Genomic DNA, 21,185 nt, shown 5'->3' with positions numbered 1-21,185 from the left:
ATTGAGGTCTTCATGACGAAGCAGGGGGCGGCGCAGCGCCTGTGCATAGCTGCGCAGCTTCACGCAAGCATTCCTTAAAGAGGGCGACCGCAGCAGCGGGCTCTCGCGCTGCATCGGTGAAGCATCCAATGTCGCCAAACACTGGCAGATCCGTTAAGGGCAGGATAGTCAGGATTCTGGCGTCCGCAAATTGCTGGGCTGCCGATCGGGGCATGAGGCCGATTGTCTTGTTATCCAGCATCAGGGCAACGTTCGTGAGCACGGAAAGAGATTCAACAATGTTTGTTGGAGCGGCCAGCCCTGCGTCAAAGAAAAGCCTGTCGGCCGTCTGGCGAAGCGATGAATCGCGCGTAGGGAGTATCCATGGGAAGGGCAGGGCCTGCGCCAGTGAAATCTTTGGAACCGATGAAAGAGGATGCCGGATCCCGCCGACAACACAGAGCTGATCAGTATAGAGCGCTTCGGCCTCAATTTGTGGAGATTTAACTTGCCAGCGAACATCGGTGGGAATGCGTGCGACAACAAGATCCAGGTCGCCGACGCTCAGTGCAGGAAGGAGCTGATCCATCTGGGCAACCCGCAGCGTGACCACGACTTCTGAGGCCCTTGCCTTGAGCAGTTGTATCGCGCGTGGCAGCAGGTCGGCAGCGGCCGATATCAACGTGCCTACCAGCACTTGCCCCGCCATGCCTTCGTTAAAAGCGTTGACCTCGTCTGTCATGTGGCGCATTTCCGCAAGCAGCGATTTGGCGCGGCGACCGACAATCTTGCCTAGATCGGTGGGATAGACGCCCCGATTGCTGCGCACCAGCAAGAGGCCTCCGAAATGTCCTTCGAGTTCATGGATGATCTTGGTGACGGCGGGTTGAGTCAGATTGAGTTTCTGGGATGCGTGCAGGATGGAACCGCTGCGCAGTACTTGCTCAAACACAAGGATTTGTCCGAATCGCAGCTTTCGGCTTAATGCGCTGCTATGCGTAGGAGACATTTCGCCCTCTGACAATCGGTGAAAACGCCGCACCCGCACGAGGCTACGCAGTGATCCTGAACGCAGCAGGTGAAAGGGTGAGAATCAGATATTCTACTTGGGAATACAAGGGGCGAGATATTTCATTATTCAGGAATAGTGAAAATCCCTACACTGCATTCAATATCATCGTTCCTGGAGATCGCAGTGTCTTCCCTCCACAAGCTATATCGAAATTACGTCGATGGCCAGTTTGAACAGACTGACAAGACTTTCCCCAATATCTCGCCGGTAAATGGCCAGGAGCTTGGCCAGATCTGCGAGGCGAACGCCGAGCTTGTGGACCGTGCAGTGCGCGCCGCTCGCGCCGCCTTGCATGGCCCCTGGGGGCAGACCAGCCAAGCAGAGCGTGCTCGCATCCTGCATGCCGTTGCCGATGGCATCGAAAAAAGGTTTGAAGCATTTGTCGATGCGGAGGTTGCCGATACGGGCAGATCTCGGCAACAGGCGCGCAAGCTGGATATTCGGCGAGGCGTTCAGAACTTTCGCACCTTTGCCGATCTGGGTGGCCTTGCGGGCGGTGAATGCTTCGAGATGCGGACAGACGAAGGCGATGTGTTCAGTTACACCGTTCGCAAGCCTCATGGCGTGGTGGCCATCATATCGCCATGGAATCTGCCGATGCTGCTGATGACATGGAAAGTGGCGCCTGCCCTGGCCTGTGGCAACACGGTGGTCGTCAAACCTTCCGAAGAAACACCTGGAACCGCAACCTTGCTGGCGGAGGTCATGCATGAGGCGGGCGTCCCGCCAGGCGTGTTCAATCTTGTGCATGGATTTGGCGGAGGCTCAGCAGGCGAAGCGCTGTCGCGTCATCCGGATATCGACGCGATTACGTTTACAGGCGAATCGCGCACTGGCAGCACCATCATGAAGGCGGTTGCGGACGGCGTCAAAGAAGTGTCGTTCGAACTGGGTGGCAAGAATGCCGCTGTAGTCTTTGCGGATTGCGATTTCGACAAGGCAGTGGCGGGCGTGGTGCGTTCAAGCTTCACCAACACTGGGCAAGTGTGCCTGTGTTCGGAGCGTGTTTATGTACAGCGCCCCATTTTTGACCGCTTTGTCGCGGCGATGAAGCAGCGTGCTGATGCCTTGGAAATAGGATCTCCTGATGTCGACGGGCTGGAGATTGGGTCGTTGATTTCTCACACGCACCGCGACAAGGTTCTGTCATATTTCGAGCTGGCACGGGAAGAAGGTGCAACAGTCGTTGCTGGCGGAGAGGTGCCTCATTTTGGTGACGAGCGGGATAACGGTGCGTATGTCCGGCCAACGATCTGGACAGGCTTGCCCGAAACGGCACGATGCGTAAAAGAAGAGATCTTCGGGCCGGTTTGTCATATCGCGCCATTTGATACAGAGGCCGAAGTCATTGCGATGGTCAATGATTCGCGTTATGGGCTCGCCGCTTCAGTATGGACACGCGACATCGCCCGCGCGCATCAGGTGACGCGGCAGTTCGACGTGGGCATCGTTTGGGTCAATACCTGGTTCCTGCGCGACTTGCGTACCCCCTTTGGCGGTACGGGGCTGTCTGGCATCGGGCGTGAAGGCGGTCGCCACTCGCTGGACTTTTACTCATCTGTTTCCACCATTTGTATCAATCCTTAAAGAGGCTGTACGAGGCTACGCATGATCTCCAGTGAACTTATTACCGCCGCAGATCAGCTTAGGCTGGCTGCAAAGCGTGGGCAACCATGCCCTCCGGTGCGCGACATCATAGAACGGGCATCGGCCCAGGACGGCAATCTCATTGAAATGGCTTACGCCGTACAGAAGCACAACACGGAGCAGGCAATCGAAAGCGGACGTCGGCTAGTGGGCCGCAAGATTGGACTGACGTCGTCTCAGGTACAGCGCCAGCTAGGCGTGGATCAACCCGATTTCGGCATGTTGTTTGCCGATATGGCGCGGCAAGATGGCGAGGACATTGCATATGGCGATGTCCTGCAACCCAAGGTCGAAGCAGAGATCGCGCTTGTGCTGGACAGAGATCTTTCTCATGCCGAGCATACGGTGGTGGATATCATACGCGCGACTGCGTTTGTGTTGCCAGCCATTGAGATTGTAGGCAGCCGTATTGCCAACTGGGATATTCGCCTGGCCGATACGATTGCCGACAATGCGTCGTCGGGGCTGTTTGTCCTGGGGACGCGGCCCGTATCGCTTTCTGGATTGGATCTGATCAACTGCGGAATGAGCATGGAGCGGCGAGGCGAGCCCGTTTCGGTTGGCGCAGGTGCGGCGTGCCTGGGAAATCCTTTGAATGCGGCAGTCTGGCTTGCCAATGTCATGGCATCGTTTGATGCGCCGCTCAAGGCCGGCGACATCATTCTTACCGGTGCGTTGGGGCCCATGGTGCCAGCTCACCAAGGTGATGTGTTTACCGCGCATATCGAAGGGTTGGGCTCGGTCACGGCGGCATTCGGTACCGATCAAGCTCAAGGAACACACTGATATGAAGCCTTGCAACGTTGCGATAATTGGATCAGGCAACATCGGAACAGACCTGATGATCAAAGTGCTGCGGTACGGAAAGCAAGTGGCGATGGGCGCTATGGTGGGCATTGATCCATCGTCAGAGGGGCTGGCGCGTGCTGCCCGGATGGGCGTTCCGATCACGGCAGAGGGCATAGACGGCTTGGTAGCCATGCCTGAGTTTGCTGATATCCGTATTGTGTTCGACGCCACCAGCGCTGGCGCGCATGCGCGCCACAATGCGGTGCTGGAGCGGCATGGCATCCGCGTTATCGATCTGACGCCGGCGGCGATAGGCCCGTATGTTGTGCCTAGTGTCAACCTGGACCAGTACGAGGGGCTTCAGAATCTGAACATGGTGACTTGCGGGGGCCAGGCCACCATTCCCATGGTCGCAGCGGTTGCCAGTGTGGCGCCTGTACATTATGCGGAAATTGTGGCCTCGATATCCAGCAAGTCTGCTGGCCCTGGGACACGCGCCAATATTGATGAATTCACCGAGACGACATCACGTGCCATCGAGACGGTAGGCGGCGCGGCCAGGGGCAAGGCCATTATTGTTCTGAACCCTGCTGAACCTCCGCTCATCATGCGCGATACCGTGTATTGCCTGAGCGACATGGCAGACACCGCAGAGATTGAGACGGCTGTCCATCAAATGGTGGAGCGTGTGCAGGCTTATGTACCAGGGTATCGGCTAAAGCAACGTGTGCAATTCGATCATATCGATACGGCGGTTCGCGTTCCCGGTGTCGGCCTGAAAGCCGGACTGAAAACGACGATATTCCTGGAGGTCGAAGGGGCGGCGCATTACCTGCCGTCCTATGCCGGTAATCTCGACATCATGACGAGTGCTGCATTGGTTTGCGCCGAGCATGTGGCCAGAACGCAACTGAACAGTGGTGCGATGGCGCCCACAGCTTGAGGAAGTAAAGGTGATGAGTAAGAAGCTCTATATATCCGACGTGACCCTGCGTGATGGAAATCACGCAGTTCGCCATCAATACTCCATAGACCAGGCTTGCATGATTGCTGCAGCATTGGATCAAGCCGGCGTGGACTCCATCGAAGTTGCCCACGGAGACGGGCTGGCCGGTTCAAGCTTTACCTATGGCTTTGGGGCACATGATGACATCGAGTGGATCGCGGCGGTAGCGCAAACTGTAAGCAAGGCCAAGGTTGCGACGCTGTTGCTTCCAGGCATTGGGACGGTGCATCATCTCAGGGAAGCCTATGCGGCTGGCGCTCGCATCGTGAGGGTGGCAACGCATTGTACCGAAGCCGATACGGCACGCCAGCATATCGAAACAGCGCGATCTATGGGCATGAATGTGGCGGGCTTCCTCATGATGAGTCATATGGTGGCGCCGGCTCAACTGGCCGAACAGGCATTGAAAATGGAAAGCTATGGTGCGCATTGCATCTACGTTGTGGATTCTGGCGGCGCGCTGACCATGGAAGGTGTGCGCGACCGTTTCAGAGCACTCAAGCAGGTGCTTTCACCCGATACCGAAACAGGCATCCACGCACACCATAACCTGAGTCTTGGCGTGGCAAACAGTATTGTGGCGGTCGAAGAAGGATGTGATCGCGTGGATGCAAGCCTGGCCGGCATGGGTGCGGGCGCGGGCAATGCACCGCTCGAGGTTTTTATCGCGGCGGCAGAAAGAATGGGCTGGCGACATGGCTGCGATCTGTATCGGCTGATGGACGCAGCCGACGATATCGTACGGCCTTTGCAGGACAGGCCAGTTCGCGTCGATCGGGAAACGTTGGCGCTGGGTTATGCGGGGGTGTACTCGAGTTTTCTGCGGCATGCGGAAGCGGCCGCCACAAAGTATGGGCTCAAGACCGTGGATATTCTGGTTGAACTAGGCCAGCGCAGAATGGTGGGAGGACAGGAAGACATGATAGTCGATGTCGCGCTCGATCTGCTGCAGCGGCAGAACGCTGAAACGGAGGTTACAGCATGAGTACCCTGCACGCATCCATCGCCGCGACGCTGGACCAAGCCGCTCGCACGGCCCTAGCAGTGCCACAGCTTAGTTTGGACACGCCGTTTTCTGTTGAGCAAGCCTATGACATCCAGGCAAGATCGATAGACTTGCGCCGCGAGCGTGGTGAAAAGCCTGTGGGCATCAAGCTGGGTTTTACAAGCCGCGCGAAAATGACGCAGATGGGCGTGGATAGTTTGATCTGGGGCTGGCTGACCGACACAATGCTACAGGAGGAGGGCGGCACCGTATTGCTTGATCAATTCATACATCCGCGTGCCGAGCCGGAAGTCTGTTTTCTGACGCGTCGTGATATTGATCGCCCTCTTAACTTGCTCGAGGCAGAATCTTATATCGAGGCAGTCGCACCCGCGATAGAAATTATCGATTCCCGATACCGCGCCTTTACATTCACGCTCGAGGATGTCATCGCGGATAACTGTTCATCCGCAGGTTTGGTGGTGGGGCCCTGGTCGCGCAATATAAACGCGCTTGCCAACCTCGGCGTTATCTTGCGTGTTAACGGGCGCGTCAAGCAATCGGGATCGACTGCCGCCATACTGGGGCACCCCTTGCGCAGCCTGGTGCAGGCCTCGCGGGTGCTGTCGGCAGCTTCACAGACATTGCCCGCGGGCAGCCTGATTATGGCGGGCGCGGCGACCGCAGCCGAGGCGTTGAACGCCGGGAGCCATGTATCTGCTACGGTCAGCGGCCTCGGTACTGCATCATTTCTCACACGATGAAGGCGGGCAGAGAAGCCGTCGATCGCCATTGAATCAACAAGAAGGAGACCTCATGATCAAGCATTGTTACCGTTTTGCCTTGGCAACATTGATTGGATTGGCTGGATTTGTTCATTCCGCCCAGGCAGCATCTTATCCGGACAGGCCGGTAGAACTGGTGGTTCCAGGGCCAGCGGGAGGCACCCCTGACGTCGTGGCGAGAATGATCGGCGAACAATTAAGCGATGCCCTGGGACAGCAAATCGTCGTGAGCAATCGTTCAGGTGCCAGCGGCTTTATCGGCGTGCAGGCGGTTCAACGTGCCAAGCCTGATGGGTACACCTTGTTGATGGGTTTTGCGCAGACGATGGCGGTGAACCCCGTTACCTTCAAGAGCATTCCCTATGATCCGATCCATGACTTCGAGCCCATCGCGCGCTTGGCCGATTTTGAGCTTGTACTTGCCGTGCCGGCCTCGCTGCCGGTTCAAACCTTGGCTGAGTTAGTGACCTGGCTGAAGGCGCACAAGGGCGAGGCAGCATTCGGGTCGTTCGGACCAGGCTCGCCGTCTCAGTTTGCAGGAGAAACATTCGGCCGACTCAGCGGCACGGACGCCTTGCACATTCCTTATAAAGGGTCGGCACCGCTGGTGACCGATCTGGTTGGCGGGCAGGTGCAGTATGGCTTCGTTGTCCTGCAGGTTGCCCAGCAATTGGCACGTTCCGGCAAACTCAAATTGCTTGCCGTCACTGGAAAGACTCGGCAACCATCCGAGCCCGATGTCCCCACCATGGCAGAGGCGGGTTATGGAGAAGTGGAAGCGACGGGCTGGTACGGCTTGTACGCGCCCAAAGGTACGCCAGAACCCGTGTTGGCTAAGCTTGAAAAAGACGTTGACCGGGTGATGAACGATCCTGACTTGCAGGCGCGCTTGCTTCGCCAGGGCGTTCGTCCTGCATTCGCAGGCAGGGCTGAGTTTGGTGCCTACACGGGCGACGAAATCGAACGGTGGCGTGCCATTGCAGCCAAAACAGGTTTCACCGCACAGGAGTAGTGGTCGATATGTCTTCGCTCAAGAAACCTGTCTCTCCAGGCAATACTTCTGTTGCCGCCAAACCCAATCTTGTCTTTATCATGGCAGATGACTTGGGTTTTGCCGACCTGGGCTGTTATGGCGGCCGTGCGCCGGTTTCCCCCAACCTTGACGCGCTGGCGGCCCAGGGCGTGCGGTTCACAGACGCCTATGCCAATTCCCCGGTGTGTTCGCCCAGCCGGTTCGCACTGATGACGGGGCGCTATCAATATCGTTTGCGCGGCGGGGCCGAGGAGCCCATGACGGGCAGAGCCCGTGGCCAATCTCATCTGGGGCTGCCACCGGAACATCCAACCTTGCCATCTCTGTTGCGTGATCAGGGATACCGGACCGCGCTGATTGGTAAATGGCACTTGGGGTTTCTACCGCATTTTGGCCCCCTGAAGAGTGGATACGAGGCGTTCTATGGCCCTTATGGCGGGGGCGTGGATTATTTTACGCATTGCGATCGACGTGGCACGCATGATCTCTATGACAACGAAAGTGAGATCCACGACAACGGTTACTTGACTGACTTGATCAGCGAGCGCGCCGTGCAATGGCTGGCCGACACGCAGCAAGATGTTCCCTTCATGCTGAGCGTGCATTACACGGCGCCTCACTGGCCCTGGGAAACGCGGGATGATCGGGAGGAATCGGAACGCATCCGGGATGCTATCCAGCATACTGACGGAGGTTCTGTCGAAATCTACCAGACCATGATTCGCCACATGGATGAGGGTATCGGGCGCATCATGAACACGCTTGCCGCCAGGGGATTGGACGAAAACACATTGATCGTATTCACCAGCGACAACGGCGGCGAACGCTTTTCTGATACTTGGCCATTGTCTGGGAAAAAAATGGATTTGCTGGAGGGCGGTCTGCGCGTTCCCTTGATCGTCCGCTGGCCAGCCAGAGTACCGGCCGGCACCACCACAGCGCAGGTCGCGATGACGATGGATTGGTGTCCCACGATGCTCCAGGCCGCAGGCGTGTCGCCAGACGCCGAGTATCCGCTGGATGGGATATCGCTTCTGCCCTGTCTGACGCATCCCGACCACGCCTTGTCCAGAACGGTATTCTGGCGCATGAAGCATCGCGCGCAGCGCGCCATACGCCATGGCAACTGGAAATACCTGTCAGTTGATGGACATGACTATTTGTTCGATCTGTCCAGAGACGCGCGCGAGCGTGCAAACATGCTTCGGCGCGAGCCCGGAATTCTGGAAGATCTGCGCCGACGCTATGCCGATTGGGCGCAGAGCATGCCGGACATTCCACCCGAAGCGGGCGTGGAACTGGTGTACACACAAGAAGATATGCCTTGAAAGAAGACAAGTCCCAGGAGATTCTATTAATGACTACAGCATCTACATCATCAGTCGTGACGGGTAAGGCTACGCCGCGCGGCACGTTTCCTCATGTTCGCCGCGCTGGTGATTTTCTCTTTGTTTCAGGCACCAGCTCTAGGCGGCCAGATAACTCCTTCGACGGCGTGGCGGTGGACGAGATGGGTACGACGTCGCTGGACATTCGTGCGCAGACCCGCGCGGTCATCAACAATATCGGCGATATTTTGCGCAGTGTAGGCGCAGATCTCAAGGACGTTGTGGAAGTCACTGCTTTCCTTGTGGATATGAACGATTTCGGCGGCTACAACGCCGTTTACGCAGAGTATTTTGATTACGAAGGGCCAACGCGAACCACAGTGGCTGTTCACCAACTGCCACATCCGCATTTGCGTGTCGAGATCAAAGCCGTCGCCTATCGGCCGACGCAGGAGTAAATTGCCATGGACAGCACTTCCCTCAAGTACGGACTGCCTTTCAATTTTCTGCAGTGGATCTCGGAGCATGAACATCTGCTCAAGCCGCCCGTCGGAAACCAGCAGGTCTGGAAGGATGCGGATTTCATCATTACCGTGGTCGGTGGACCGAACCGTCGAACCGATTATCACGATGATCCTCTCGAAGAGTTCTTTTACCAGATGCGCGGGGATGCGTACCTGTATCTGTGGATAGACGGCCGCAGAGAACGCGTGGATCTGAAAGAGGGGGATATCTTTCTGCTGCCTCCGCATGTGCGCCATTCCCCGCAACGGCCGCAGGCAGGCAGCGTTTGCCTGGTCATCGAGCGACAGCGCCCAGAAGGCATGCTGGATGGTTTCGAGTGGTATTGCGATGGCGAAGGTGGCTGCGGTCAGCTTGTGCATCGCGTCGAAGTGCAGTTGCGTAGCATCGTGCAGGACCTGCCTCCGCTGTTCGATGCCTTTTACCGCAGCGAAGACAGCAGGCGTTGCGCCAATTGCGGAAAAATCCATCCCGGCAAGAGTGCCTGAGTCTCAACGATACGGATTTGTGATGACAAAGAAAATTGATATGCACGCCCATTTCTTCCCGCGCATTACGCAGGACAGCGCAGCAGCGCTTGATGCTGAGGGTGCTCCCTGGCTAGCGATCGAAGCGGACGGGCTGCGCGGCCATATTATGGTGGGCGACAAAAAGTTTCGCCCCGTCTACAGTGCGTTGTGGAATCCGGCGCATCGGCTCGAAGAGATGGATCAACAAGGGCTGGATATGCAGATTGTTTGCGCCACGCCTATTATGTTCGGCTATCGCTACGCGGCGCAGAAGGCTTACGAATGGTCGCAGCGCATGAACGATTCGGCGATTGAGCACTGTGCCTTCAATACAAGCCGGTTGAAGGCGCTGGCGCAGGTTCCGCTTCAGGATCTTGAACTTGCCTGCCGTGAGGCATCTCGTGCGAAGGAAACGGGCCACGTTGGTGTGCAGATTGGCAATCACCTGGGCGAGCGTGATCTCGACGATGCTCATTTGGTGGATTTTCTGGTGCATTGCGCGAACAATGACATCCCGGTGCTCGTCCATCCCTGGGATATGATGACTGACGGGCGCATGAAGAAATGGATGTTGCCCTGGCTGGTATCCATGCCCGCAGAAACCCAGCTTGGCATTCTGTCCCTGATTCTGTCGGGTGCATTTGAACGTATTCCTGCAAGCCTGAAGCTTTGCTTTGCTCACGGCGGCGGCGGATTTGCCTTCTTGCTGGGCCGTGCCGAAAACGCCTGGCACTGCAGGGATATCGTCCGGCAGGATTGTCCGCATCCCCCGTCGCATTACTTGAAGCGTTTTTTTGTGGATAGTGCCGTATTCGATGATCGCGCGCTGCGGCTGCTTGTCGACGTTATGGGGGCAGAACGTGTGATGCTCGGGTCTGATTATCCATTTCCCCTGGGTGAGCAGGAAATCGGCAAGCTTGTCTCGGATGCTACCTGGCTGGCGCGGCGCGATTGCGACCGTATTCTTGCCGGGAACGCGGAGACGTTTTTTGCACTGACTTGAGGCAAAACATACAGTCTTCAGTCTTTTTGAATTCTTTTTGCAGTGTGATGGGGGCGCGGCGGACTAGCGAAAGGCGACAGCAGTGATCGGGTGAGCGCCGATATGGCAGAATCGAATCTGGCGCCCTTGACTGCGCGTCAGATGACGGCATCGTCTCGCGTCGCAACCACCAGCACCTCTGCGTCGTCCGGGCTGATTGTGCGCAGTTTGTGCGGAAGCTCTGAATCGAAGTAGATCGAGTCGCCTGTTTCCAAGTCAAAAGTCCGACCGCCCACGGTAATCGATACGCTGCCTTTCAGCACCAGCATGAACTCTTCGCCCGAGTGCGGAAAGGAGTCGGGCGCAGCCTGATTTTCGCGCGGAGGGTGGATGATGAAAGGGTTCATGGATTTGACCAGCCGCTTGCCGGCGACCGCTTCATAACGATAGCTAGCGTCTCGGTCGGGACGGTCAAGCGGGGTGCGTTCATGTCTGCGAACTACGCTGACACTGTCTCCGCCTTCTTCTCCGATTCCCATGAGTTCGGAAATGCCTATGCCATAGGCCTCGGCAAGCTTGAGCACTGTTGAAATAGAAGGCTCGCTGACGCCGCGCTCCAGCTTGGAAAGATAGCTCTTGGTCAGGCCGCTGCGCTGGGCCAGCTGATCCAGAGACAGGCGCTGTTGTCTACGCAATGCTTTAAGTCGATAGGGAAGGTTTTGCATGTATGGGTGGGATAAGCATGACTCCATGTACCAAAGTATGCCTGAAATTCATGCTTTCCCACAAAAGGCGACGTCTGAAGAGAAAAGCACAGCTGTAACCGGTGTTCCTGCATTCCGGACAGCAGGCTCGCATGAGCAACAGCCTATCTCAGAACGTCGGGATGCTGGGCCAGCGCTTTGCGCGCGTAGTATTCAAAACCGATTTGCGAGCGGCGCGGCTTGAGTATCCAGTCGTGCGCTTCGCGCCCGAGCTCCGGCTTGATCGGTTTGATGTCGCCGGCAGCCATCGCGAGTAGCTGCATCCGGGCTGTGCGTTCGAATTGCAGAGATAGCACACAAGCTTCTTCGATTGAGGTTGCCGCCACCAGCATGCCGTGATGGGCAAGCAAGATGGCCCGCTTGTCGCCCAAGGCGCGAGAAATGATGTCGCCTTCTTCATTGCCTACAGGCACGCCCGGCCATTCTTGCAGAAATGCACAATCGTCATAGAGCGTGCAGTTGTCCATATGAGAGACGACCAGAGGAGTTTCCAGCATGGAGAGTGAAGCAACATAGAGCGGATGGGTATGCACGATGCATTGAACATCTGACCTGGCACGGTATACCCAAGAATGGAAACGGTTGGCGGGATTAGGCATCCCGTGCCCCTCGAGCACTTCCAGATCTTCGTTGACCAACAGAATATTGGAAGCGCTGATTTCATCAAAACCCAGGCCGAGGCGTTGTGTGTAATACGTGCCCGGCTCAGGGCCGCGCGCGGTGATTTGACCAGCCAGACCTGAGTCGTGGCCGCCGTCATACAACACGCGACTTGTAATGGCCAGCTTTTCGCGTACGCTGCGCTCAGGGATCGAAAACTTGCTCTGCATCTGTGCCTGAGCGTTCGCCACAAGCTCCTGCTTGGGCGTGTCCATTGTGTTTGCCATGTTGTTACCTATTCAGGGTGTATGAGTAAAGCGTGTTCGTCGTTGGCGTCGGAAGGGTGGTTAGGCGCTCGCCGGGTCATTCTCCAGCAGCGGCACATGGCCGGGCAGCGCGCGCATTCGTGCCAGCCACTTTGAGATATGTGCAAAGCGGGTCAACTCGTAGCCACCCTGGTCCGCCATGCGTATATAAGGGTAGAGCGCTACATCAGCGATTGTCGGTTGAGCTTGCGCCACAAAAGCATGCTGGCTGAGTTGCGTCTCCAGCACATCCAGCGCTTGATAGCCGCGCTCGCGCCAGCGTTGCGCGCGAGGGTCGTTACGATCCATGGTTTGGCGCAAGGTGATCCGCAGCCGAGGCTGGGCAAGATTCCACATAAGCTTGGTCTGCTCGAACATCAGCCATTGCAAAACCCTGGCCCGCTCGGATGCCTCGTTTGGCAGGAAGGAGGTGCCTTCGCCCAGGTACCAGAGAATCGCCGAAGATTCGGCCAGCCATGCGCCTTCCCGTGTTTTGAGTACCGGAACCTGGCGCAGGGGACTGATGGCCGCAAACGATTCGGCCTCTAAATCGCCATCGAGAATGGACAGGGAGCGTCGCTGTAACGGTATGTCGCAATATCCTGCCAGCAGCCTGACTTTCCAGCCATTGCCAGACAGAATGGTATCGATGAGTTCCAGCGGCTGCCCAGAATTGTGCGGTGTGTTGTTCATGGAATTTTGATGTCCGCTTCTTTGACAATCGTATTCCATTTGTTCTTTTCTGCCGTGATGAATTCCTGGTATTCGGCCATGGTTCCCGTGTAGGGCTGGCTGCCTTGTGCTTCCAGCGTTTGCTTGAACTCGGCGCTGCTCAATGTCTTGCGCAAGGCGGCATTGAGCGTATCGACAACCTCTTGGGGTGTTCCCGCAGGTGCGAATAACGCGTTCCAGGAGCTTATCTTGAGCTCGGCGTTGCCCGCTTCAGCGCTGGTAGGTACGCCAGGTGCAGCCTGTGAAGGTTGATCCGAGGCCAGTGCCAATGCTTTCAGCTTGCCTGCCTTGACGTGGGGAATGATGACAGGTATGGCATCCATGACCAGGTCGACCTGATCACCGAGCACGGCGTTGACTGCTTCGCCGCCGCTTTTGAAGGGTACGTGAACCATGTCTATCTTGCTGGTGTATTTCAACAGCTCGACGCCGAGTTGCGGCGAGCTGCCAACGCCCGCTGAACCAAAGTTCAGCTTGCCAGGATTGGCTTTGGCGTAATCGACCAGTTCCTGCAGCGTGTTTACCTCCAGCCCCTTGCGGGTGGCCAGCACATATGGCGACCCCGATACCATTCCCAAAGGCACGAGTTTGTCCGGATCGTAATTGATGGATTTCATGATCAAGGGGTTTACCACTTGGGTGCCTACCGTCCCCATGAATATGGTGTATCCATCCGGAGCGGCATTGTAGACCGCCATGGCTCCTATGGTTCCCCCCGCGCCTGCCTTGTTCTCGATCACTACGCTCTGGCCGAGCGCTGACGCAAGCGACTTGCCCAGATGACGCGCAATGATATCGGTAATGCCGCCCGCGCCAAACGGCACGATCAGGCGTACTGCGGTATCGGGGTAGGCCGCCGAGACTGGCGCCGCCACTGCGGCGAGCATCGCCGCTGAGCATGCCGATGCAGCCCATTTTCTGATTGATGTCATGACTCCTCCTATTGTGGACAATATGTACTCTGTAGGACACAGTGTGTCCTCAAAATTGATTCAGGTCAAGAAGAGAATGAAATTTTGTCCCGGGCTGGGTTGCCAGGCCAGGCGGGCTTGTGACCGTATTCATGCGCGGGATTGCACGGATTCTTCGCACTAAAGTACGGTAAAACTATGCGGGATATTATTTGGCATAAGGCTGGTTGCGCCAAATATTCTGTTGCTAGGCGCTCGCTGATCGTGCATATATAGCGTTGAAAATGCCCATAATGATTTGCAAGTAGCACACGCCCCTACAAAAACAAATCATTTGGAGACATGCATGAAAGCGAAGTTCAAGTTAAGGGTTGTACGTGCCGCCTCTATGGCGGTTATGCTGACTGGAAGTATGCTCACCCTGGGCCTGGCACAGGCTCAAACACAGGGCGGTACGCTGGTGGCCGTGGTACAGCCTGAGCCTCCGCTGCTGATGTCAGGGATTAACCAGCAAGGCCCTACGCTTTACGTTGCCGGAAAAATCTACCAAGGCTTGCTGACCTATACCGCCGATCTGCAACCTCAGCCCAGTCTGGCCAAATCATGGACTATTTCCGACGACGGTCTGGTCTACACCTTCAAGCTGCAGGAAGGGGTCAAGTGGCATGATGGCAAGCCATTCTCGGCGGCTGACGTTGTTTTTACCGTAGATGAATTCCTGCGCGAGACGCAGCCGCGTATCCGAACACTGATAAGCAAGTATATCGACACGGTTACTGCGCTTGACGAATCCACGGTTGAGTTCAAGCTGAAATCGCCGTTTGCGCCGTTCATTTACGCTTTCGAGGCCGGTTCCATCCCCATCTTGCCCAAGCATCTGTATGCCGGGACCAACTTCAAGACCAACCCGGCCAATCAGACGCCTATTGGTACCGGGCCATTCAAGTTCAAGGAATGGAAACGTGGCTCGTACATCAAGCTGGAGCGAAATCCGGACTACTGGAAGCCTGATCTTCCATACCTGGACGAGGTGATTTTCCGAGTGGTCCCTGACGCGGCGTCGCGGGCGGTGGCGTTTGAGAAGGGCGATGTCCAGGTACTGCGCGGCGGGGATGTCGATAACGTGGACGTTGAGCGTTTGCGTGCGCTTCCTGACACGGAATACTCTCTGAAGGGATGGGAAATGTATTCCCCGCACGCGTATATGATCATGAACATGCGCAACCCGCCGTTTGATAACGTAAAGATCCGGCAGGCTGTCATGTACGCGCTTGATCGTCAGTTCATCGTCGACAACATTCTGTTCGGCTTGGGTAAAGTAGCGACGGGCCCTATTGCGTCCACGACCTTGCTCTATGACGCGGATGTGCCCAAGTACGAACACAATCTGAAAAAAGCCAAGGCGCTGATCAAGGAGTCAGGCGTGGACCTGTCCAAGACGCCCGTCAAGATGCTGCCATTGCCTTATGGCACAAGCTGGGATCGCATCGCCGAATACACCAAGCAAAGTCTTGAGCAGGTGGGTTTTCGCGTTACCACTGAACCGGTCTCCGATGCGGGCAGTTGGTTCACCCGGGTATCCAACTGGGATTTTGACCTGAGCTTCAACTATGCCTTCCAGTATGGCGATCCAGGGCTGGGTGTTTCCCGCCTATACCTATCGAGCAATATTGTGAAAGGCACGCATACCGCCAACGTGCAGAACTACGTCAACCCCAAGGCGGACGAGTTGATGACAGCAGGTGACGCAGCAGTGGCCCTGGAAGACCGTCAGAAGTATTACTCTGAAGCGCAAAAGCTGCTGGTCGAAGAAGTGGCTAACGGCTACTTGTTCGAGATTGAAAATCCGACGCTGTATCACTCCTCCGTCCATAACCTTATCGATAGTGCTGTCGGCGTCAGTGACTCGTTCGACAACGTATACATAGAGAAGTAAGCACGATTTCCATGAAATCACCGGAGCTCAGGCATAAGCCTGAGCCCTCGGCGTGGCCAAGTGCTGGTTCATTGCAATCGTTGCAAGGATGCGTGTAGTGAAATTGTTCTCCTTTTTGATTTCTCGCCTGGGCAAGGCCGTGCTGGTGGTGCTCGGCGTAGTCGTTATCAATTTTCTTCTGATCCATTTGGCGCCAGGCGATCCGGCCGCTGTCATGGCAGGAGAGGCGGGCGCTACAGACCCGAAATATATCGAAGAGTTGCGGCAGCAGTTCGGACTGGACAAGCCGGTGCTGCATCAGCTTTGGATATACATGGAAGGTATTCTGAGGCTGGATTTTGGCTATTCCTACCGAAACGGCCTGCCCGTGCTGGATCTGATCCTGGATCGCTTGCCCGCTACCTTGCTGCTGATGGTTTGCGCCTTCGTGTTCTCCCTCATTACTGGTGTGACGCTGGGTGTGCTGGCCGCCAAAAGCCGGTTCTCCAATCGTCGTAAGTGGATAGACAACGTGATCATGGTGGGCGCGCTGATCATATACGCCGCGCCGCTGTTCTGGTTGGCATTGCTGGCGATTGTTCTGTTTTCCGTCATGCTGGACTGGTTGCCCGCTTTCGGCATGGAGAGCATAGGCGCAAACCTGACCGGGATGGCGCGCGTGTGGGACATTGCCACGCATCTTGTGCTGCCAACCGTCACGTTGGGATGTTTCTTCATGGCGGTCTATGCGCGCCTGACACGTGCATCGATGCTGGAAGTGATTGGCATGGATTTCGTCAATACGGCGCGTGCCAAAGGGGTTCCCAGCAGCCAGATCATTCGCCGCCACGTGCTGCGAAATGCCCTGCTTCCGGTGGTGACGTTTGCAGGAATACAGCTGGGCCAGATGGCGGGGGGCGCGGTTTTGACAGAAACCGTGTTCAGTTGGCCAGGCATAGGGCGCTTGATGTTCGATGCCCTGATGCAGCGCGATTATCAGCTTCTGCTGGGTGTGTTCCTGATGACTTCCGTCATTGTGGTGCTGTTCAACCTGCTGACCGACTTGTTCTACCAAATCATCGACCCGCGCATTGAGTTGGGAGCGTGACATGAATCAATTCTTACAGCGGTTTTTTGCGAACAAAGGTGCCATTGTGGGCACAGTGATCTTCGCCGTCGTGATTGCCGTCGCCATCTTTGCATCGGTCTGGTACGAGAACTCTCCCTGGATGATGATGGGCAAGCCTCTGGTCAAGCCATTCCAGGATCCGAAATTCTGGTTCGGCACTGATATGTTGGGTCGAGATATAGGCGCCGGGTTGGCGCATGGAGCCAGGGTTTCCTTGATGATCAGCGTATCGTCAACGGTTGTGGCAGTGTTCTTTGGCATTCTGATAGGAGCCATGGCAGGCTATTACGGGGGCTGGATTGATGATGTGCTGATGCGCATTACCGAGTTCTTCCAGACTATTCCTCAACTGGCGATGGCCATTGTTGTGGTCGCGATTTTCACGCCGTCTATTTATTCGATTGTCTGCGCCATTGTGATTGTGTCCTGGCCCCCTGTGGCGCGCCTGGTGCGCAGCGAGTTCATGTCGCTGAAGCAGCGCGAGTTCGTACATGCGGCGATTGGGCTGGGTCAAAAGCCTCGTCAGATTATTTTCAGCCAGATTCTGCCCAATGCCCTGTCGCCCATTATTGTGATGGCCTCGCTGATGGTCGCGACGGCCCTGCTGACCGAAGCGGCCTTGTCGTTTCTCGGACTGGGCGACCGCAATCTGATGAGCTGGGGTTACATGATCGGTGCCGCACGCACCATGTTGCGCGAAGCGCCCTGGATGAGCGTCATGCCTGGGCTGGCAATTCTGCTCTGTGTCCTGGCGATCAACCTGATCGGTGAGGGCCTGAATGATGCACTCAACCCACAACTGCGCAAACGGGGTGCCGCATGAACGAAGCACTTTTGGAAGTACGCGACTTGTGCGTGGCGCTGCCCAGCGGAGCTGACCGACCCTTCGCCGTGAAAAACGTGTCATTCTCTTTGGCGCCTGGCGAGATTCTTTGCATCGTAGGTGAATCAGGCTCAGGAAAATCTGTCAGCGCCAACGCCATCATGGGGCTGCTGCCCGATGCCATGAAGCCCAAGGCAGGAAGCATCCTGTTCAAGGGGAGCGAGCTGTTAAAGCAGACCGAAGAGCAGCGTTTGTCGTGGCGCGGCAAAGATATTGGCATGATTTTTCAGGAGCCCATGTCGGCCCTGAACCCGATTATGCAGGTGGGTGAGCAAATTGCAGAGGTGATGGCTGTTCATGGAACCCACTCCGATAAGGCGCGCCATGCCCGAGTGCTGGAGTTGCTGGCCTTCGTCGGCTTGCCTGATCCGGAACGATTGCGCCACAGCTATCCTTTTCGCTTGTCAGGCGGGCAGCGACAGCGTGTGATGATTGCCATGGCGTTGGCGCTGGAGCCGGCAATTGTGATTGCCGACGAACCTACCACCGCGTTAGATGTCACCACACAGGCGCAGATATTGGCCTTGATCAAAAGCATCCAGCGCGCCATGGGAATGGGGGTTATTTTCATTACCCACGACTTCGGTGTCGTGGCCGAGATTGCCGACCGTGTGGCGGTCATGGAAAAAGGAATACTGGTCGAGCAGGGGCAAGCGCAGCAGGTGTTGAACCAGCCGCAGCATCCCTATACCCGGCGCTTGATCGCTGCAGTTCCTCATTTGCGTGCGGAAGAGCGAAGGTCTGATCAGGATGTTCCATTGCTTCAAGTAAAAAATCTGCAAAAGACCTATACCCTGGCCAGCGGATTGTTCGTCAAGAAGCGCACACTGCAAGCCGTCAACAATGTCAGCTTTGATGTGCATCGTGGAGAAACATTTGGCATTGTTGGTGAGTCAGGTTCCGGCAAGTCCACGCTGGGCAAGTGCCTGGTGCGTTTAACGGCAGTGGAGGGTGGCAGCCTGCTGTTCAACGGCGAAGATATCGCCCAGCTGCACGAAAATCAGTTCAGGCCCTACCGAAAGAAGATTCAGATGATCTTTCAGGATCCTTTTGCTTCGCTGAACCCAAGGCACAAAACTGGTCGCATCATCATGGATGGGCCACTTGCCAATGGCGTAAGCGCTGCCAAGGCGGAAAAAAAGGCTCGGGAGCTGCTGGAACTGGTGGGCCTGCAGTCGGCGGCGTTTGACCGCTATCCCAACGAGTTTTCGGGCGGGCAGCGTCAGCGGATTGGTATCGCTCGCGCACTGGCCATGGAGCCTGAACTTCTGGTGGCGGACGAGTCGGTTTCGGCGCTTGATGTATCAGTGCAGGCGCAGGTGTTGGCGCTTTTAGCGGATCTGCAGCGGCAGTTCAATCTGGCCATCGTGTTCATTACCCATGATTTGCGCGTGGCGGCGCAGATCTGTCATCGACTGGCGGTAATGCATCAGGGCGCCATTGTTGAACAAGGCGCGCCTGCGCAGATCTTCGATGCGCCGCAGCATCCCTATACCCAGCAATTAATTGATGCTGTTCCTGGAAAAGCCTGGGACAGTTCAGCCGTGGTGCTGTCGTAAGCCGGCGACTCAGTCACGAACAGAGATTAAGGTGTCTTTCATGTCAAAAGAAGTACGCACTCGCAATGGTGGGCAGATCGTTATTGACCATTTGCGTCTTTATGGGGTCAAGCGCGTGTTCATGGTGGCGGGTGAAAGCTATCTGCCCTGCATAGACGCCCTCTATGATCATCAGGACGCCATTCAGGCGATAGCGTGTCGCCAGGAGGCGGGCGCCGCCTACATGGCGGAGGCACACGGCAAGCTGACGGGCAAACCTGGCGTCTGCTTTGTCACCCGCGGTCCTGGTGCGACGAATGCCAGTATTGGCGTGCATACCGCATATCAGGATTCCACCCCGATGATACTGTTTGTGGGGCAGGTTGACGCGGAAACCGAAGACCGGGATGCGTTCCAGGAAATTGATTACCGTCGCATGTTTGGTGCCGTCGCAAAATGGGTGGCACAAGTGGACTGCACAGAACGTCTGCCTGAATACCTGGCTCGCGCCTTTGCTGTTGCGGTGCAAGGCCGGCCCGGACCGGTGGTGCTGGCGTTGCCCGAGCAGGTATTGTGGGGTAAAGCCGCTGTGGAGGATGTGTTGCCCATGCAGGCGGCGCATCCCAGCCCCATGGTTGCGGAACTGAATCAGATGCAAGCGCTGCTGGACGCGGCCAAGCGCCCATTCTTGCTGCTGGGAGGAAATGGCTGGAGGCCGGAAGCGCGTCAGACGGTGGAAGCTTTTGCCGAGCGTTTTCAGCTTCCGGTAGGGGTAGGCTGGCGGCGTCAGGAATGCTTTGACAATCGGCACCCCAACTACGCCGGACATGTAGGTTATGGTCTGACACCCGAGCTGGCGCAGCGAATCACGACCGCCGACCTGGTGATTGCGCTGGGTTCACGTTTGAATCAACCTACGACCGTGGACTACACCCTGCTGGAGTGCCCGCAACCTAAGCAAAAGCTGATTCATATTTATCCAGATGGCAATGAGTTGGGCCGTGTATATCGACCAACGCTGCCCATTCTGGCTGATGTACACGGTTTTGCCGCCGCCGTTTCCGAACTTCAACCCTTGAACCCTCCCGATCGTGTCCAACACGTACGCGACGCGCATGCCCATTATCTGAATAGCCTGGAGCCTTTGTCCATGCCTGGCCCCATGAATTTGAACGAGGCTGCATCAATTGTGGCCAAGCGTTTGCCGAAGGATGCCTGTGTGACTGCCGGCGCCGGAAATTTTGCTTTGTTTCCTCATCGCTATATCCAGTTTTCTTCGCCAGGCATCCAACTGTCACCTATCCTGGGTGCAATGGGATATGGCCTGCCAGCCGCTATCGCTGCCAAGCTTGAACACCCCGAAAAAGTGGTGGTCTGCTATGCCGGCGATGGCTGTTTCCAGATGAATATGCAGGAGTTGGGCACAGCCATGCAACAACGGTTGGGCATTGTGGTGCTGCTGTTCAACAACAGCACATGGGGCACCATACGCATGCACCAGGAAAGAGAGTTTCCAGGACGCACCATAGGCTTAGGTCTTTCCAATCCTGATTTTGCCGCAATTGTTCGTGCGTACGGTGGGCACGGTGAAACCGTTACGCACACCGAGGATTTTTCCGATGCGTTTGATCGTTGCATTGCCTTTGCCGAAAAAGAGCGCCTGCCTGCATTGATTGAAATTCAATACGACGTAGAAGGCATTACGCCGGAAACAACCCTGAGCGCCATACGCGATACGGCGATTGCCTTACAGAACGTTCAATAATCCGGA

The 21,185-nt window shown here is 56.4% G+C and carries 20 protein-coding genes; 15 read left to right on the top strand and 5 right to left on the bottom strand.

Annotated features, from left to right (window positions below; translation table 11 throughout):
- Window positions 1-10 precede the first annotated feature (10 nt).
- The gene (locus ERE07_RS05410; RefSeq protein WP_130007803.1) at window positions 11-988 is read right to left on the bottom strand and encodes a LysR substrate-binding domain-containing protein; all 978 of its coding nucleotides are present in this window, start codon (window positions 986-988) and stop codon (window positions 11-13) included.
- Window positions 989-1,174: 186 nt separating this feature from the next.
- On the opposite strand from ERE07_RS05410, the gene ERE07_RS05405 reads away from it, so the two are divergent.
- From ERE07_RS05405 to ERE07_RS05360, 10 genes are read left to right on the top strand one after another with little or no spacing between them, the layout of a single operon-like run.
- The gene (locus ERE07_RS05405) at window positions 1,175-2,638 is read left to right on the top strand and encodes a 2-hydroxymuconic semialdehyde dehydrogenase (RefSeq protein WP_130007802.1); all 1,464 of its coding nucleotides are present in this window, start codon (window positions 1,175-1,177) and stop codon (window positions 2,636-2,638) included.
- Window positions 2,639-2,659: 21 nt separating this feature from the next.
- Window positions 2,660-3,484 carry a 2-keto-4-pentenoate hydratase gene (gene mhpD / locus ERE07_RS05400; RefSeq protein WP_130007801.1) on the top strand — a complete coding sequence of 275 codons (825 nt, stop codon included), beginning with the start codon at window positions 2,660-2,662 and terminating at the stop codon, window positions 3,482-3,484.
- 1 nt (window position 3,485) lies between these two features.
- Window positions 3,486-4,430, top strand: coding sequence for an acetaldehyde dehydrogenase (acetylating) (locus ERE07_RS05395; RefSeq protein ID WP_130007800.1), 945 nt, complete (start codon window positions 3,486-3,488; stop codon window positions 4,428-4,430).
- A 13-nt stretch (window positions 4,431-4,443) separates the two neighbouring features.
- Complete coding sequence (dmpG, locus tag ERE07_RS05390; protein ID WP_130007799.1) at window positions 4,444-5,478, top strand: 4-hydroxy-2-oxovalerate aldolase; 1,035 nt, start codon at window positions 4,444-4,446, stop codon at window positions 5,476-5,478.
- On the top strand, window positions 5,475-6,242 hold the full coding sequence (locus tag ERE07_RS05385) for a 2-keto-4-pentenoate hydratase (protein WP_130007798.1): 768 nt from the start codon (window positions 5,475-5,477) through the stop codon (window positions 6,240-6,242). Before dmpG ends, ERE07_RS05385 begins: the two co-directional genes overlap by 4 nt.
- A 52-nt stretch (window positions 6,243-6,294) precedes the next feature.
- Complete coding sequence (locus ERE07_RS05380; protein WP_167670741.1) at window positions 6,295-7,275, top strand: Bug family tripartite tricarboxylate transporter substrate binding protein; 981 nt, start codon at window positions 6,295-6,297, stop codon at window positions 7,273-7,275.
- 8 nt (window positions 7,276-7,283) lie between these two features.
- Window positions 7,284-8,624: a sulfatase family protein gene (locus ERE07_RS05375; RefSeq protein ID WP_130007796.1), complete on the top strand. Its 1,341-nt coding sequence runs from the start codon at window positions 7,284-7,286 to the stop codon at window positions 8,622-8,624.
- A 29-nt stretch (window positions 8,625-8,653) separates the two neighbouring features.
- Window positions 8,654-9,082, top strand: coding sequence for a RidA family protein (locus tag ERE07_RS05370; RefSeq protein ID WP_130007795.1), 429 nt, complete (start codon window positions 8,654-8,656; stop codon window positions 9,080-9,082).
- Window positions 9,083-9,088: 6 nt separating this feature from the next.
- A complete protein-coding gene (locus ERE07_RS05365; protein WP_130007794.1) occupies window positions 9,089-9,634 on the top strand; it encodes a 3-hydroxyanthranilate 3,4-dioxygenase in 546 nt (181 codons plus the stop codon).
- 22 nt (window positions 9,635-9,656) lie between these two features.
- Window positions 9,657-10,658: an amidohydrolase family protein gene (locus ERE07_RS05360; protein ID WP_130007793.1), complete on the top strand. Its 1,002-nt coding sequence runs from the start codon at window positions 9,657-9,659 to the stop codon at window positions 10,656-10,658.
- A gap of 137 nt (window positions 10,659-10,795) precedes the next feature.
- On the opposite strand, the gene ERE07_RS05355 is transcribed toward ERE07_RS05360, so the two are convergent.
- The 4 genes from ERE07_RS05355 to ERE07_RS05340 all read right to left on the bottom strand — a co-directional run bounded on the left by ERE07_RS05355 (window position 10,796) and on the right by ERE07_RS05340 (window position 13,970).
- Window positions 10,796-11,362 carry a helix-turn-helix domain-containing protein gene (locus tag ERE07_RS05355; RefSeq protein WP_130007792.1) on the bottom strand — a complete coding sequence of 189 codons (567 nt, stop codon included), beginning with the start codon at window positions 11,360-11,362 and terminating at the stop codon, window positions 10,796-10,798.
- A 143-nt stretch (window positions 11,363-11,505) separates the two neighbouring features.
- The gene (locus ERE07_RS05350) at window positions 11,506-12,288 is read right to left on the bottom strand and encodes an aldolase (protein WP_130007791.1); all 783 of its coding nucleotides are present in this window, start codon (window positions 12,286-12,288) and stop codon (window positions 11,506-11,508) included.
- Window positions 12,289-12,348: 60 nt separating this feature from the next.
- The gene (locus ERE07_RS05345; protein WP_130007790.1) at window positions 12,349-12,999 is read right to left on the bottom strand and encodes a glutathione S-transferase family protein; all 651 of its coding nucleotides are present in this window, start codon (window positions 12,997-12,999) and stop codon (window positions 12,349-12,351) included.
- Window positions 12,996-13,970, bottom strand: coding sequence for a Bug family tripartite tricarboxylate transporter substrate binding protein (locus tag ERE07_RS05340; RefSeq protein WP_245153475.1), 975 nt, complete (start codon window positions 13,968-13,970; stop codon window positions 12,996-12,998). Before ERE07_RS05340 ends, ERE07_RS05345 begins: the two co-directional genes overlap by 4 nt.
- 325 nt (window positions 13,971-14,295) lie before the next feature.
- Here ERE07_RS05340 and ERE07_RS05335 point away from each other — a divergent pair, with 325 nt between their 5' ends.
- The 5 genes from ERE07_RS05335 (at window position 14,296) to ERE07_RS05315 (ending at window position 21,179) form a co-directional block, all read left to right on the top strand.
- The gene (locus tag ERE07_RS05335; RefSeq protein ID WP_130007789.1) at window positions 14,296-15,885 is read left to right on the top strand and encodes an ABC transporter substrate-binding protein; all 1,590 of its coding nucleotides are present in this window, start codon (window positions 14,296-14,298) and stop codon (window positions 15,883-15,885) included.
- Between the two features lie 88 nt (window positions 15,886-15,973).
- Complete coding sequence (locus ERE07_RS05330; protein ID WP_130007788.1) at window positions 15,974-16,972, top strand: ABC transporter permease; 999 nt, start codon at window positions 15,974-15,976, stop codon at window positions 16,970-16,972.
- 1 nt (window position 16,973) lies between these two features.
- The gene (locus tag ERE07_RS05325) at window positions 16,974-17,816 is read left to right on the top strand and encodes an ABC transporter permease (protein ID WP_130007787.1); all 843 of its coding nucleotides are present in this window, start codon (window positions 16,974-16,976) and stop codon (window positions 17,814-17,816) included.
- Window positions 17,813-19,435, top strand: a complete 1,623-nt coding sequence (locus ERE07_RS05320) for an ABC transporter ATP-binding protein (RefSeq protein WP_130007786.1) — start codon at window positions 17,813-17,815, stop codon at window positions 19,433-19,435. Before ERE07_RS05325 ends, ERE07_RS05320 begins: the two co-directional genes overlap by 4 nt.
- A gap of 40 nt (window positions 19,436-19,475) precedes the next feature.
- A complete protein-coding gene (locus tag ERE07_RS05315) occupies window positions 19,476-21,179 on the top strand; it encodes a thiamine pyrophosphate-binding protein (protein WP_130007785.1) in 1,704 nt (567 codons plus the stop codon).
- Window positions 21,180-21,185: the final 6 nt, after the last annotated feature.

Source organism: Allopusillimonas ginsengisoli, assembly GCF_004153455.1.
Classification (GTDB): Bacteria; Pseudomonadota; Gammaproteobacteria; order Burkholderiales; family Burkholderiaceae_B; genus Allopusillimonas; species Allopusillimonas ginsengisoli.
The sequence above is the reverse complement of the archived record's forward strand: the minus strand, read 5'-3'. Positions and strand labels throughout refer to the sequence as shown.